The organism is Microbacterium barkeri (assembly GCF_027921765.1).
GTDB lineage: Bacteria > Actinomycetota > Actinomycetes > Actinomycetales > Microbacteriaceae > Microbacterium > Microbacterium barkeri.
The window spans coordinates 429,504-444,579 of sequence record NZ_BSEJ01000001.1 but is presented as its reverse complement, the minus strand read 5'-3'; the positions used below and the strand labels follow the sequence as shown (position 1 = coordinate 444,579).

Below are 15,076 nucleotides of genomic sequence, written 5' to 3'. Positions count from 1 at the left end.
TCAGATCCGCACGACGGCTCCCGCGCGCGGCGGCACGAGCATCGCGCCGTCGTCGTCATCGAGCGGCGCCGTCGCGAAGACGACGTCCGCGGCCGGCCGGATGCGCAGCGGCGCGTCCGCCAGGTTGACGACGATCTCCAGGCCGCCCCGTCGGAGCCGGATCCAGCGCTCGTCCTCGCTCCACTCCGCCGACACCCGCTCGAGGCGCGGATCGACGAGGTCGGGCTCCGCCCTGCGCAGGCGCGCGAGCGCGCGATGGACGGCGAGGATGCGCGTGTGCCGCGTCGGAGCGCCATCCGCGGGATAGGGCTCGCTCCAGTCGAGCCGCGAGCGCGCGAACGTCGCAGGGTCCTGCGGGTCGGGCACGGTCTCGCGCTCCCATCCCATCCGCGCGAACTCCTCCCTTCGCCCCTCCCTGGTCGCCTCCCCGAGCTGCGGATCGGGATGCGACGTGAAGAACTGCCAGGGCGTGGACGCTGCCCACTCCTCGCCCATGAAGAGCATCGGCGTGAACGGCGACGCGAGGCAGAGGAGCGCCGCGACGGCGAGCAGGTCCTCGTCGAGCGCGGCGGCCAGGCGATCGCCCGTCGCGCGGTTGCCGATCTGGTCGTGATTCTGCGTGTAAGCGACGAGCCGCCACGCGGGAGTGCCGGGCGGAAGGGGGCGGCCGTGGGCGCGTCCGCGGAAGGACGACCACGTGCCGTCGTGGAAGAACCCGCGGGTCGCCGCCTTCGCGAGGGCCGACAGCGGAGCGAAGTCGGCGTAGTAGCCGTGCGTCTCGCCCGTGAGCGCGACGTGGACAGCGTGGTGGTAGTCGTCGCTCCACTGCGCGTGCACGCCGTACCCGCCCGCCTCTCGGGGCGAGATGAGGGTCGGATCGTTGAGGTCCGATTCGGCGATGAGCGTGAGCGGCCGACGCAGGTGCGCGCTGAGCGCGTCGACCTCCTCGGCGAGCTCCTGGAGGATGTGCGTCGGGCTGTCGTCGACGAGCGCGTGGACGGCGTCGAGCCGGAGGGCGTCGACATGGTGGTCCCGCAGCCACATGAGCGCGTTCTCGACGATATGCGCGCGCACGGCGGGCAGGCGCAGGTCGACGCCTGCGCCCCACGTGTTCTCGTCGTCCTCGCGCAGGTACGGCCCGAACCGGGGGAGGTGGTTGCCGCTCGGCCCGAGGTGGTTGTAGACGACGTCCTGGATCACGCCGACGCCCGCGGCGTGGCAGGCGTCGACGAACCGCTGGTAGGCGTCCGGGCCGCCGTAGCTCTCGTCGACCGCGTACCAGAGGACGCCGTCGTAGCCCCAGTTCCGCGGGCCGTCGAAGGCGTTCACGGGCAGGAGCTCGACGAAGTCGACGCCGAGGTCGACGAGGTGCGGCAGACGCGCCGCGGCGGCGTCGAGCGTCCCCTCGGGCGTGAACGTGCCCACGTGGAGCTCGTAGATGAGGCCGCCCGCGAGCTGCCGGCCCGTCCATCCGCTGTCCTGCCACGCGTGTGCTGACGGGTCGTGCACGCGGCTGAGCCCGTCGACCCCGTCGGGCTGCCAGCGCGAGCGCGGATCGGGCAGGGGCGTGTCGTCGTCGTCGAGCAGGTAGCCGTAGGCGGCGCCGTGCCGCGGCTCGGCGTCGGACGTCCACCATCCGTCGGGCGCTGCTCGCATCGCGAGCCGCGATCCGTCGAGCAGGAGCGTCGCGGTCCGCGCGTGCGGCGCCCACACCTCGAAGCTCACGGCGCCTGCCTCAGGAGCAGGGCGACGGGGTAGGTGCGCAGAAGCTCGGCGAGGGGGACGGCACCGCCCTCGGTCTCCGCGCCGGTGAGGGCGTCCGCGTATCGGCCGGGAGGCAGGAGCACGGATGCGCTGCCCCATCCGCCGGCGCGGGCGAGGCCGATCGGGAGGCGGGTCGCGATCGCGACGGCCCCGCCGCGGTCGAAAGCGATCGCGTGCCGTCCCGTGTCGCCGATCACGGTCAGGGGCGCGTAGCGCGTGAAGAGCTCGGGTCGATCGCGCCGCGCCCTCAGCGCGCGCGAGGTGACGAGCAGCTTCGCCGCGCCGCTCTCGTCGAGGGGCGGCGGCGGCCCGGCATCGAGCTGCGCGAGCAGGGCGCGCCGCTCGCCGAAGTCGACGGGGCGCCGGTTGTCGGGATCGACCAGCGAGCGGTTCCAGAGCTCCGCGCCCTGGTATACGTCAGGCACGCCGGGCATCGCGAGCTGCAGCACCTTCGCGGAGAGGCCGTTCGACCAGCCGGCCGGGCGGATGGCGTCCACGAGGCCCTCGAGGGCGGCGGCCGCCTCGGGGTCGTCGAATGCCGCGTCGACGAGGGCGTGGAGCCGCCCCTCGAAGTCCGCGTCGGGAGAGCGCCACGATGTGCCGGTCGCGGCCTCCCGTGCGGCCTTCTCCGCGTAGGCGTGAGCGCGTTCGCGGGAGACGGGCCACGCCCCCGCGAGTGTGCTCCACAGGAGCGCCGCGAGCGGCGCGTCGCCCAGGGGAGCGCGCGCGAGAAGCGTCGCGAGGGTCGTGCGCCAGAGCTCCGGCACCTCGGCGAGCGCATCGATCCGCGCACGGGTGTCCTCGCCGCGCTTCGTGTCGTGCGTCGAGAGCGTCGTGAGCGATGCGGGCGTGCGCGCCTGACGCTCGATCTGGCGCCGGTGGAACTCGGCGACATCGATCGCGAACTCCGAGGGATCGCCACCCACCTCCGCAAGCGAGGCGAGGCGCGCGACGCGGTAGAACACGGTGTCCTCGACGCCCTTGGCCATCACGGCGCCCGAGGTCTGCTGGAGGCGCGCCGCGGCGGGCTCCGCGGGGTCGGAGAGGACCGGGAGGAGCGCCTCGACGGCCGCCGCCAGGTCGGGCCGTCTCCGCGCCGCCTCGGCGACGGCGGCGTGGAGGTGCTCGGCTCCGGCGGGCAGATACGACCGGTACACGGGGAAGCAGGCGAGGATCTCGGCGAGCGCGTCGGCGGCGTCCGCGCCGCCGGGCAGGGCCCGGTCCGGCAGGAGCCGCACGAGCCGACGCACCTCGGACGCGAGGATGCCGTCGGCCGCGGCGCGCTTGCCGTCGTGGACGAGGTCGTCCCACGCGGCGCGCGAGCCGCGCAGCTCCTCCTCGAGCGCGTCGAGCTGGGCGCGGCCGGCCGGGTCGACGAGCACGCGATCGACGTCTCCGAGCGCCTCGTACCCGGTCGTGCCAGCCGTCGCCCAGTGCGCGGGCAGGTGCTCTCCGGCCTCGAGGATCTTCTCGACGACGACGTAGCGGCCCCCGGTCGCGTCCGCGAGGCGCGCGAGGTACCCTCCCGGGTCGGCGAGGCCGTCCGGATGGTCGATGCGGAGCCCGTCCACGAGGCCGTCGCGGAGCCAGCGGAGGATCTCGGCGTGCGATGCGTCGAACACCCACGGCTCCTCGACGCGGATCGCCGCGAGCGAGGAGACCGCGAAGAACCGGCGGTAGTTCAGCTCCGCGTCGCCGCGCCGCCAGTCGACGAGCTCGTAGTGCTGGCGGCCGTGCACGGTCTCGGGATCGGCGCCGTCGTCGGCCGATCCCGGGGCGAGGGGGAATCTCTGATCGCCGCAGCGCAGCTCGCCGTCCTCGATCCGAAGCGGCGGGCTGTCGTCGCCGAGCACGGGCAGGCGCACGCGTCCGCCGCCCGCGGCCCAGTCGATGTCGAACGCATCCGCCCACCGGGACGCCCGGCCGTGCGCGAGGACATCCCACCACCAGGGGTTGTTCGCCGGCGTCGCGACGCCCATGTGGTTCGGGACGACGTCGACGAGCACGCCGAGCCCGGCCTCCCGTGCGGCCGCGGAGAGACGGGCGAGCCCGTCGGCTCCGCCGCGCAGCGGGTCCACGCGCGTGTGGTCGACGACGTCGTAGCCGTGGTTCGAGCCGGGTTCCGCCGCGAGCAGGGGCGAGAGGTAGAGCCAGTCTGCCCCGAGTGCGCGCACATACGCGACGGCACCCGCCGCGTCATCGAGGTCGAAGTCCGCGCTGATCTGCAGGCGGTACGTCGAGCGCGGCGCTCGCGGGGTCACGAGCCGTCCTCTTCCGCGGCGCGCTCGAGCCGGAGCCGCACCGATGCGGCGGGGGAGTGATCGGGCGACTCCTCCGGTGCACGGTGCTCGCGGAGCACGAGCATCGAGCGGGCCGTCACGGCGAGCGACGACCCGGCCGCGCGCGGCGTCGGATCTGCGCCGTCCGCGGTGTCGAGCACGATCTCCCACTGGGGGCAGTACTCGTCGGGCGGCAGCGTGAACTCCACCTCGCTGTCATGCGCGTTGAAGCAGATGAGGAAGTGCACGTCGACGATCCGCTCGCCGCGCGGGCCGCGGCCGCCGATGCCCTGCCCGTTCAGGAAGACGCCGAGCGAGCGCGCGTACGCGGTCTCCCAGTCCTCGGGCTCCATGGGGTCGCCGCCGGGGCGCAGCCACACGATGTCGGGCAGGGGGTCGCCCTTGCCGCGGCGGACGGGCCGCCCGTCGAAGAACCGCAGTCGTCGGAACGCCGGGTGCCGCCGGCGCAGGCGCGACACGGCGGCCGTGAACTCGATGAGCGGGCCGTCCGCCTCGTCCCAGTGCACCCACGTGAGCTCGCTGTCCTGCGCGTAGCCGTTGTTGTTGCCGCGCTGCGTGCGTCCGAGCTCGTCCCCGTGGGGAAGCATGGGAACGCCCTGCGAGAGCAGGAGGGTCGCGAGGAAGTTGCGCTGCTGGCGCGCGCGCAGCTCGAGGACAGCGGGGTCGTCGGTCGGCCCCTCGACTCCCAGGTTGTACGAGCGGTTGTGGGACTCGCCGTCGCGCCCGCCCTCCCCGTTGGCCTCGTTGTGCTTCTCGTTGTACGACACGAGGTCGTTGAGCGTGAACCCGTCGTGCGCCGTGACGAAGTTGATCGAGGCCGACGGAAGCCGTGCCGAGGTCTCGTAGAGATCGGCCGACCCGGTGATGCGAGACGCGAACTCGCCGAGCGTCGCGGGCTCGCCGCGCCAGAAGTCGCGCACGGTGTCGCGGTACTTGCCGTTCCACTCCGTCCACTGCGGAGGGAAGTTGCCGACCTGGTAGCCGCCGGGTCCGACGTCCCACGGCTCGGCGATGAGCTTGACCTGCGAGACGACCGGGTCCTGCTGCACGAGGTCGAAGAAGCTCGACAGCCGGTCGACGTCGTAGAACTCGCGCGCGAGCGTCGCCGCGAGGTCGAAGCGGAAGCCGTCGACGTGCATCTCGGTGACCCAGTACCGGAGCGAGTCCATGAGGAGCTGGAGCGCGTGCGGGTTGCGCACGTTGAGGCTGTTGCCCGTGCCGGTGTAGTCCATGTAGAAGGACGGGTCGTCGTCGACGAGCCGGTAGTACGCGCGGTTGTCGATCCCGCGGAACGAGAGGGTCGGGCCGAGGTGGTTGCCCTCCGCGGTGTGGTTGTAGACGACGTCGAGGATGACCTCGATGCCGGCCGCGTGCAGTGCGCGGACCATCCCCTTGAACTCCTGCACCTGCGCGCCGGCGTCGCCCGATGAGGAGTACTCGTTGTGCGGCGCGAAGAAGCCGAGCGTGTTGTACCCCCAGTAGTTGCGCAGGCCCCGCTCGATCAGATGGCCGTCGTGCACGAACTGATGGACCGGCATGAGCTCGATCGCGGTCACGCCGAGCTTGCGCAGGTGGGCGATGACGCTCGGATGGGCGATGCCCGCGTAGGTGCCGCGCTGCGCCTCGGGGACGTCGGGGTGCAGCGCCGTGAGGCCCTTCACATGCGCCTCGTAGATGAGCGTGCGGTCGTACGGGACGGACGGCGGCCGGTCGTCCCGCCAGTCGAAGTACGGGTTGACGACGACCGCGAGCAGCGTGTGGCCCGCGGAATCGGCCTCGTTCGGCTTCTCCGGGTCGTCGAAGTCGTAGTCGTAGAGCGACGCGTCCCAGTCGACCGCGCCGGAGAGCGCCTTCGCGTACGGGTCGACGAGCAGCTTGTGCGGGTTGCACCGGAGCCCCTGGGCGGGGTCGCGCGGCCCGTGCACGCGGTAGCCGTAGCGCTGGCCGGGGCCGACATCCGGGAGGTACGCATGCCAGACGAACGCGTCGACCTCGGTGAGCTCGACGCGGGTCTCGGCCCCCGCATCGTCGAAGAGGCAGAGCTCGACGCGCTCGGCGACCTCGCTGAAGAGGGCGAAGTTCGTCCCGTCGCCGTCGTACGACGCTCCGAGGGGGTAGGGGTTTCCGGGCCAGGTGTTCATGCGCGCCTTCCTCGCGGTCCGGAGGCTCCCGGGGCGGACCCCTCCGTTGATCCGCGCCGATGCCGCCACGCTAACGGGCGCGACGTGCCGGAGGGAAGGGCTTGCGGAAGGGCGGTCCGACAGGGCATGCGACACCCGATATGCCCAGGGCGAACACGACCGGACCGCTGAAACGGCGCCGGTAGGGTCGATCTCGACGCATCACCGAAATGGAGTGATTTCATGGCCGAACCGCTGATGGCACAGAGTGTCTTCGACAGGCTTCTCAAGGACCGCATCATCTGGCTGGGCTCGGAGGTGCGCGACGAGAACGCGAACGAGATCTGCGCGAAGATCCTCCTTCTCGCCGCGGAGGACTCCGAGAAGGACATCTACCTCTACATCAACTCGCCCGGCGGCTCGATCACGGCCGGCATGGCGATCTACGACACCATGCAGTTCGTGCCCAACGACATCGTCACGGTGGGCATCGGCATGGCCGCCTCGATGGGGCAGCTCCTGCTCACGAGCGGGACGAAGGGCAAGCGGTACATCACGCCCAACGCACGCGTCCTGCTGCACCAGCCGCACGGCGGCTTCGGCGGCACAGCGAGCGACATCCAGACGCAGGCCGAGCTCATCGTCTCGATGAAGAACCGCCTCGCCGAGATCACCGCGGCGCAGACCGGGAAGACCGTCGAGCAGATCAACGAGGACGGCGACCGCGACCGCTGGTTCACCGCCGACGAGGCGCTCGAGTACGGGTTCGTGGACCACATCCGCGAGCATGCGGCGGACGTGACGGGCGCGGGCGGCACCGACCGCGACGCGCAGTGAGCCGAGAGACGAGGACGCACACGATGAACACCCCCTACACCGGCGCGGCGACCCCGCAGGGCTTCCAGCTCCCGAGCAGCCGCTACATCCTGCCGCAGTTCGAGGAGCGCACGGCATACGGCTACAAGCGCCAGGACCCGTACAACAAGCTCTTCGAGGACCGCGTCATCTTCCTGGGCGTCCAGGTCGACGACGCGTCGGCGGACGACGTCATGGCGCAGCTGCTCGTGCTCGAGAGCCAGGACCCCGACCGCGACATCATCATGTACATCAACTCGCCCGGCGGCTCGTTCACGGCCATGACGGCGATCTACGACACGATGCAGTACATCTCGCCCCAGATCCAGACCGTCGTGCTGGGTCAGGCCGCCTCGGCGGCGGCCGTGCTGCTCGCGGCCGGCGCGCCGGGCAAGCGCCTCGCGCTGCCCAACGCGCGGATCCTCATCCACCAGCCCGCGGTCGGCGAGTCCGGCCACGGGCAGGCGTCGGACATCGAGATCCAGGCGGCCGAGATCCTGCGCATGCGCACGTGGCTCGAGGAGACGCTCGCGAAGCACTCGAACAAGTCGCAGGCCGAGGTCCACAAGGACATCGACCGCGACAAGATCCTGGGTGGCACCGAGGCGGTCGAGTACGGCCTCGTCGACCAGGTCCTCACGTCGCGCAAGCGCACGCCGCTGACGAAGTAGGACGAGCAGGATCCTGCAGGATGCCCCGGTCGCGCGCTCGCACGGCCGGGGCATCCCGCATCCATGCCGCGTCGGACGGCGTCGGTGTCGGCGGCAGCGGTTAGGCTCGAAGAAGACCCCCTTCCGGGACCCAGGAGGAGAAGGACCATGGCTCGCATCGGTGAGAGTGCCGACCTGTTCAAGTGCTCCTTCTGCGGGAAGAGCCAGAAGCAGGTCCAGCAGCTGATCGCCGGACCCGGCGTCTACATCTGCGACGAATGCGTCGAGCTCTGCAACGAGATCATCGAAGAGCGGATGGCCGAGTCCAACGCCGACGGCGGGGTTGCGGAGTTCGACCTGCCGAAGCCGCGGGAGATCTTCGGCTTCCTCGAGGAGTACGTCGTCGGCCAGGAGCCCGCCAAGCGCGCGCTCGCGGTGGCGGTGTACAACCACTACAAGCGTGTCCGCGCCCGCGGCGAGATCAAGACGGCCGAGCAGAAGGCCGAGGACGTCGACATCGCCAAGAGCAACATCCTCATGCTCGGGCCGACCGGGTCGGGCAAGACCTACCTCGCGCAGACGCTCGCGAAGCGGCTCAACGTCCCGTTCGCCGTCGCCGACGCGACGGCCCTCACCGAGGCGGGCTACGTGGGCGAGGACGTCGAGAACATCCTCCTCAAGCTCCTCCAGGCCGCCGACTTCGACGTCAAGCGCGCCGAGACCGGCATCATCTACATCGACGAGGTCGACAAGATCGCCCGCAAGGCGGAGAACCCGTCGATCACCCGCGATGTGTCGGGCGAGGGCGTGCAGCAGGCGCTCCTGAAGATTCTCGAGGGCACGGTGGCGTCCGTCCCTCCGCAGGGCGGGCGCAAGCACCCGCATCAGGAGTTCATCCAGATCGACACGACGAACGTGCTTTTCATCGTGGCCGGCGCGTTCGCCGGGCTCGAGGACATCATCTCGGCGCGCGTCGGGCGCCACGGCGTCGGGTTCGGCGCCCCGCTCCAGGACAAGCGCGACGACGGCGGGCTCTATGCGGAGGTGCTCCCGGAGGACCTCCACAAGTTCGGGCTCATCCCGGAGTTCATCGGCCGCCTTCCCGTCATCGCGTCGGTCGGCGCGCTCGACCAGGAGGCGCTCATGGAGATCCTCACCGTCCCGCGGAACGCGCTCGTGAAGCAGTACCAGCGCATGTTCGAGCTCGACGGCGTGGCGCTCGACTTCGAGGAGGACGCGCTGCGCGCGATCGCCGATCTCGCCGTCGGGCGCAAGACGGGAGCCCGCGGGCTGCGTGCCATCCTCGAGGAGGTGCTCGGGCCGATCATGTTCGAGATCCCGTCCACCGACGACGTCGCCAAGGTCATCGTCACCCGCGCCGCCGTCGAGGAGGGCGCGCCCCCCACGGTCGTGCTGCGGCAGCGCAAGAAGAGCGCGTAGCCGAGCGGACGCCTCCGGGCCGGGGATCGAGGATCCTCGGCCCGGAGCCGCTCAGCCCACGTGGACGTCGGGCCGGAGCCGCCGCTTGGGCTCCACGCGCCGCAGCACCTCGCGCGTGACCGGCGCGATCTCGCCCGTCCCGAAGACGAGGAAGCGCAGCATGTTCGACGCCGGATTGCCCTCGCTCCACTCGAAGTAGACGTCGGGGACGACGCCGGTCTCGTCCCGGATGGCGAGGAGCACCGCGGCGATCGCGTTCGGCACGCTCGTGGCATGGACGCTGAGGATGCGGTGCCCCGCGTGCTCCTCGCCGCGGACGACGAGGTCGTCCTCGAAGTCCGACGAGTCGCCGAGGATGACCTGCAGGAACACCACCTGCGCCGAGCGGGGGATGCCGTTGAAGCGCCGCTCGTTGCGGAGCTTGTCGGCGAACTCGGCCGCCGTCCCGGAGCCCGGCTCCTTGGGGACGACGCGGATCGCACCGTGGTGCTCCGCGTCGTGACGGACGAACGCGAGGGCCGCCTCGTCGAAGACGACCGAGCGCGCGCGGAGCTGGAACGACCGCGGGATGCGCGACAGCACGGACACCGTCACGATGCCGAGGATGAACAGCGCGGCGATCTTGACCCCGTCGGGCCGCTCGACGACGTTGACCGCGGTCGTGGCGAGGAAGACGGCGGCGATGACCGCGTAGCCGGCGGCCGCGCGCGGGTGCCGCCGCCGACGCGCGGACAGCGCCACCGCGATCGACGCCGAGGTGATGAGCACGAGCACGCCGGTCGCGTAGGCGCCGCTCTGGGCGTCGACGTCGGCCTCGAAGGCGAGCGTGACGGCGAACGCGATCGCCGTGAACACGATGACGAGGGGGCGCGTGGCGGCCGCCCAGCGCGGGGCCATGCCATAGCGCGGCAGGTAGCGGGGCACGAGGTTCAGCAGGCCCGCCATCGCCGACGCGCCCGCGAACCAGAGGATGAGCACGGTCGCGATGTCGTAGGCGGTGCCGAAGCCCTCCCCGAGCAGGCCATGGGCGAGGTACGCGAGCGCCCGGCCGTTCGCCGAGCCGCCGGGCGCGAACTCCTCCTGGGGGATGAGCAGCGTCGTGACGACGCTCGAGCCGAGCAGGAACGCGCTTATCGTGAGCGCGGCGGCCGTGAGCAGCTTGCGGGCCCCGCGGATGCGGCCGACCGGCCGCGCCTCCGTGTCGCCGCGGATGCCGCGGATCTGCGGCATCACGGCGACGCCCGTCTCGAAGCCGGAGAGGCCGAGCGCGAGCTGCGGGAAGACGAGGAGCGCCACGGCGATGGCCGCGAGCGGGCTCCCGTGCGCGGTGGTGAGCGCGGCCGTCCAGTCGCCGACGACCTCGGGATGTGCGGCCACCTCGGCGAAGGACACGAGCACGACCACCGCGTTCAGCGCGAGGAAGACCCCCACGAGCGCGACCGCGATCGAGATCGCGCCGCGGAAGCCCTTGAGGAACACCGCCCCCAGGAGCGCCACGAGGAACAGGGTGATCGGGATCTCCATCCCCTCCCATTCGTCGGGCGCGAACGGGTTCTCGACGATGTGCGCCGTCGCGTCGGCGGCCGACAGGGTGATGGTGATCATGAAGTCGGTGGCGGCGAAGCCGAGCAGGACGAGCACGAGGAGCTTCCCGCCCCACCAGGGAAGGAGGCGCTCGAGCATGGCGATCGACCCCTCGCCGTGCGGGCTCTCCTTCGCCACGCGCCGATAGACCGGCAGGGCGCCCAGCAGCGTGACGAGGATGAGCACGAGCGTCGCGATGGGGGAGAGAAGGCCCGCGGCGAGGGCTGCGATCGCCGGCTGGTAGCCGAGGGTCGAGAAGTAGTCGACGCCCGTGAGGCACATGACGCGCCACCACGGCGCGCCCCTCCCGGAGTCGATCTCCGATGTGGACTCCCCGGTGACGTCCGGGGGCACTGCGCTCTCGACGAGCATCTCTTCTCCGCCTCTCGATCTGGACACCGGACGACGCTAGTCCCGTCGCGGCGCGCGGGACCCGCCTTCGCGTCAGGATTCCGTCAGGATTTCCGCCGCCCGCGCGCGCCGCCGTCGTCAGCCCGACCGGAGCCGCGAGACTTCCTCTGTGCAGCGGTTCGCGATGCTCCCCGTGCGACGGCAGCTCGCCGCCGCGGCCGTGGTCACGGCGGCGCTCGTGGGAGCGACGGCGGCGGTCGCAGCTTCGGTCGACGCGCAGGACCTCGTCGTCGCGGCGCTCCTGTACCTGCTCATCGTCGTCGTGGGCGCCGTGCTGGGTGGGATCGTCGTCGCCCTCGTCGCGTCGATCGCTGCGGGGCCGCTCCTCATCTACTTCTTCGCGGAGCCCGTGCACACCCTGCACGTGACCGACGGCGCGCAGCTCGTCGCGATCGGCGTGTTCGTCGCGGCGGGCGTGATCGTGAGCCTCGTCGTCGGGCAGTCGGAGGCGCGCCTCCTGCTCGCGCGTCAGGCGCTCGAGGCGCAGAGCCGAGCCGACGCCGCGCAGGAGGCGGACCGGCTGCGCAGCGCCCTTCTCGCGGCCGTCGGGCACGACCTCCGCACTCCGCTTGCCGCCGCATCGGCCGCGGCGACGAGCCTCGCCAGCTCCGACGTCGTCTGGACGCCCGGCCAGCGGGGCGAGCTCCTCGGCACGACGATCGCCTCGCTCGCTCGCCTCGAGCGGCTGCTCGACGACCTGCTCGACTCGTCGCGGCTCGACGCGGGCGTGCTGCCGGTCTCGATCGAGCCCATGCGGGTCGAGGACGCCGCCGCGCTCGCGCTGGATGAGCTGGGCGACGACGGCGCCGTCGCCGTCACGGTGGCGCCCGGGGTGCCGGACGCGCTCGCCGATCCCGTGCTCGTGCAGCGGATCGTCGCGAACCTCGTGGGCAACGCTCTCCGCCACGGCGGCGGCGACGTCGCGGTGAGGATCCGCACGGCCGGGGCGCGCGTGGAGCTCGCGGTCGTCGACCACGGCCCGGGGATCCCGGCCGCGTCGCGCGAGGAGGCGTTCCGCGCATTCCGTCGCCTCGACGACAGCGGGTCCGGCGCGGGGCTCGGTCTCTCCCTCTCGCGCGGGTTCGCGGAGGCGATGGGCGGCACGCTCGAGCTGCGCCCGTCGGAGGGCGGAGGGCTCACGTGCGTGCTCGAGCTGCCCATCGCCCCTGTCGCGCCGCGGAATGGGGGCGTCGCATGACCATCCTCATCGTCGAGGACGACGCGGCGATCCGCCGCACGCTCGCCCTCAACCTCGAGGCGCGCGGGTACGAGGTGCGCGAGGCGGCGGACGGCGCCGAAGCGGTCAGGGAGATCGCTCGGAACGAGCCCGCTCTCGTCATCCTCGACCTGGGACTGCCGGCGCTCGACGGCGTGGGGGTGATCACCACGGTGCGCGGCGCGCACCGGATGCCCATCCTCGTGCTCAGCGGACGATCGCAGACGGCGGAGAAGGTCGCGGCGCTCGACGCGGGCGCCAACGACTACGTCACGAAGCCGTTCGCGGTCGATGAGCTGCTCGCGCGCGTGCGCGCCCTCCTGCGGACCGCGCCCGCGCCATCCGAGGAGGCCGATCGGCACGCGATCGGCCCCTCCCAGATCGACCTCGTGGCGCACACGGCCACGCGCCACGGTGAGCCGGTGCACCTCACCGCGACCGAGTGGTCGATGCTCGAGGTGCTGCTGCGCAACGTGGGCCGCCTCGTCGGGAAGCGCGAGCTCCTCACGGCCGTCTGGGGCCCGGCGTACACGGGGGAGGACGCCTACCTCCGCCTCTACATGAGCCAGCTGCGGCGCAAGCTCGAGGCGGACCCGGCCCGGCCCCGCCATCTGCTGACGGAGCCGGGGCTCGGGTACCGCTACCGGCCCTGAGGCGTCACGCGTCGAGGCCGCGGCGCTTCAGCAGCGGGGCGATCTCGGCGTCGCGCCCGCGGAAGTCGCGGTACGCCTCGAGCGGATCCTTCGCACCGCCCACGCCGAGCAGCCGCGCGCGGAAGCGGTCGCCGCCCGCGCGCGAGAGCCCGCCGTTCTCACGGAACCACTCGACGGTGTCGGCATCGAGCACCTCGGCCCAGATGTAGGAGTAGTACCCCGCGCTGTACCCGCCCGCGAAGATGTGCTGGAAGTAGGTCGAGGAGTACCGCGTGGGCACGGTCGGCTCGTCCAGGCCGATGTCGGCGAGCGCGGCGGCCTCGAAGGCCGCCACGTCGGTCACCGCCGCCGCCTCGGACGGCGACAGCGCGTGCCACGCCTGATCGAGCCAGGCGGCCGCGAGGTACTCGCTCGTCTCGAAGCCCTGGTTGAACGTCTCGCTCGCGCGGAGCCGTTCGACGACGTCCGCGGGGAGGGGCTCGCCGGTCTCGTGGTGGACGGCGTAGTTCGCGAGCACCTCGGGCCAGAGGATCCACATCTCGTTCACCTGGCTGGGGAACTCGACGAAGTCCCGGTGGACGGCCGTGCCCGCGAAGTGCGGGTACGTCACGCGCGCGAAGAGCCCGTGCAGGGCGTGGCCGAACTCGTGGAAGAGGGTCGTCACGTTGTCGAGCGTGAGGAGGGTGGGCTCGCCGGCGGCCGGCTTGACGACGTTGAGGTTGTTCACGACGACCGGCTTCGTGCCGCGGAGCGCGGACTGCGCGACGAGCGAGTTCATCCAGGCGCCGCCGCGCTTCGTGTCGCGCGTGTAGAGGTCGAGCAGGTAGAGGCCGAGGGGCGTGCCGTCGGAGTCGAGGACCTCGAAGGCGCGCACGTCCGGGTGGTAGCTCGGGAGGTCGGCGCGCTCGCGGAAGTCGAGCCCGTAGAGCTCCTGCGCCGCGTGGAAGACGCCGTCGCGGAGGACGCGCTCGGCTTCGAACCAGGGCCGCAGAGCCGCCGTGTCGATGTCGTACTCGGCCTGACGCACCTTCTCCGTGTAGAAGGCCCAGTCGTGCGCTGCGAGGGGGAACGGCTCGGGCTCCGTCTCGTCGACGATGCGCTGGAGCGCGGCCTTCTCCCGCTGCGCGTTGCGCGCCGCCGGCCCGGCGAGGCGACGCAGCAGAGCGCGCACGGCCTCGGGAGATCCGGCGGTCTCGTCGGAGGTCACGTACGCCGCGTGCGAGGGGTACCCGAGCAGCGCGGCGCGCTCGGCGCGGAGCCGCACGATCTCGCGGACGACCTCGGAGCTGTCGTTCGCGTTGCCGCGCGACGCCCGGGCGCGGGAGGCGGCGAGGATGCGCTCGCGCGCGTCTCTGCGGACCAGGGACGACAGGTGCGGATGGCCCGTGAAGAGCGTGAGGGTGACCGCATAGCGCCCATCGAGCCCTCGCTCGCGGGCGGCCTCGGCCGCGGCGGACAGCTCGCCGGGCGCGAGGCCCTCGAGCTCCTCCGCGCTGTCGAAGACGACCGCGAGGTCGTTCGTGTCGGCGAGGAGGTTCTTCTCGAATCGCGTGGTGAGGGTCGACAGGCGCGCGTTGAGCTCGGTGAGCCGCTCCTTGGCCGTGTCGTCGAGGGCGGCGCCGGCGCGCGTCATCTCGGTGTGGCGTCGCTCGACGAGGCGGCGCTGCTCCGCGGTGAGGTCGAGCTCGTCGAGCCGGTCGCGGACGGACCCGATCCGCGCGTACAGTGCCGCGTCGAGCTCGATCGCGTCGGAGTGCGCCGACATGAGTGGGGCGAGCTGCTCGTCGATCTCCTGGATCTCCGCCGTCGCGTGTGCCGAGTTCACGGTGTAGAACGCACGCGAGACCGCGTCGAGAAGCGCGCCGGAGCGCTCGAGCGGCTCGAGCGTGTTCTCGAAGGTCGGGGCGTCCGGGTTGGCCGTGATCGCGTCGATCTCGGCGCGGTGCTCGGCGAAGGCGCGCTCGAACGCGGGCAGGTAGTGACCGGGCTCGATGGCCGCGTAGTCGGGCAGTCCGTAGGGGAGGGGCGAGGGCGCGAGCAGGGGGTTGAACACGGGCGCGGTCATCCCGTCAGCCTATCCAGG

The 15,076-nt window shown here is 72.0% G+C and carries 10 protein-coding genes; 5 read left to right on the top strand and 5 right to left on the bottom strand.

The window, feature by feature from the left end; genetic code table 11:
- Genes treZ through glgX form a run of 3 tightly spaced genes read right to left on the bottom strand, consistent with a single transcriptional unit; the run spans window position 1 to window position 6,205 of the window.
- Complete coding sequence (treZ, locus tag PKE79_RS02220) at window positions 1-1,725, bottom strand: malto-oligosyltrehalose trehalohydrolase (RefSeq protein WP_271172026.1); 1,725 nt, start codon at window positions 1,723-1,725, stop codon at window positions 1-3.
- Window positions 1,722-4,025: a malto-oligosyltrehalose synthase gene (treY, locus tag PKE79_RS02215; RefSeq protein ID WP_271172025.1), complete on the bottom strand. Its 2,304-nt coding sequence runs from the start codon at window positions 4,023-4,025 to the stop codon at window positions 1,722-1,724. Before treY ends, treZ begins: the two co-directional genes overlap by 4 nt.
- Window positions 4,022-6,205, bottom strand: coding sequence for a glycogen debranching protein GlgX (gene glgX / locus PKE79_RS02210; RefSeq protein WP_271172024.1), 2,184 nt, complete (start codon window positions 6,203-6,205; stop codon window positions 4,022-4,024). Before glgX ends, treY begins: the two co-directional genes overlap by 4 nt.
- A 222-nt stretch (window positions 6,206-6,427) precedes the next feature.
- On the opposite strand from glgX, the gene PKE79_RS02205 reads away from it, so the two are divergent.
- The 3 genes from PKE79_RS02205 (at window position 6,428) to clpX (ending at window position 9,129) form a co-directional block, all read left to right on the top strand.
- Complete coding sequence (locus PKE79_RS02205) at window positions 6,428-7,021, top strand: ATP-dependent Clp protease proteolytic subunit (RefSeq protein WP_271172023.1); 594 nt, start codon at window positions 6,428-6,430, stop codon at window positions 7,019-7,021.
- A gap of 23 nt (window positions 7,022-7,044) precedes the next feature.
- Window positions 7,045-7,710 carry an ATP-dependent Clp protease proteolytic subunit gene (locus tag PKE79_RS02200; RefSeq protein WP_271172022.1) on the top strand — a complete coding sequence of 222 codons (666 nt, stop codon included), beginning with the start codon at window positions 7,045-7,047 and terminating at the stop codon, window positions 7,708-7,710.
- 147 nt (window positions 7,711-7,857) lie between these two features.
- Window positions 7,858-9,129: an ATP-dependent Clp protease ATP-binding subunit ClpX gene (clpX, locus tag PKE79_RS02195; protein WP_271172021.1), complete on the top strand. Its 1,272-nt coding sequence runs from the start codon at window positions 7,858-7,860 to the stop codon at window positions 9,127-9,129.
- Between the two features lie 51 nt (window positions 9,130-9,180).
- Here the strand turns inward: clpX and PKE79_RS02190 are convergent, their stop codons facing one another.
- A complete protein-coding gene (locus PKE79_RS02190; RefSeq protein ID WP_271172187.1) occupies window positions 9,181-10,995 on the bottom strand; it encodes an APC family permease in 1,815 nt (604 codons plus the stop codon).
- A 238-nt stretch (window positions 10,996-11,233) separates the two neighbouring features.
- Here PKE79_RS02190 and PKE79_RS02185 point away from each other — a divergent pair, with 238 nt between their 5' ends.
- Window positions 11,234-12,322 (top strand): sensor histidine kinase, encoded by a 1,089-nt coding sequence (locus PKE79_RS02185; protein ID WP_271172020.1) that lies wholly within the window; start codon window positions 11,234-11,236, stop codon window positions 12,320-12,322.
- Window positions 12,319-12,993, top strand: coding sequence for a response regulator (locus PKE79_RS02180; protein WP_271172019.1), 675 nt, complete (start codon window positions 12,319-12,321; stop codon window positions 12,991-12,993). The genes PKE79_RS02185 and PKE79_RS02180 overlap by 4 nt, the downstream gene beginning before the upstream one ends.
- 4 nt (window positions 12,994-12,997) lie before the next feature.
- Here the strand turns inward: PKE79_RS02180 and PKE79_RS02175 are convergent, their stop codons facing one another.
- Complete coding sequence (locus PKE79_RS02175) at window positions 12,998-15,058, bottom strand: M3 family metallopeptidase (protein WP_271172018.1); 2,061 nt, start codon at window positions 15,056-15,058, stop codon at window positions 12,998-13,000.
- Window positions 15,059-15,076 lie beyond the last annotated feature (18 nt).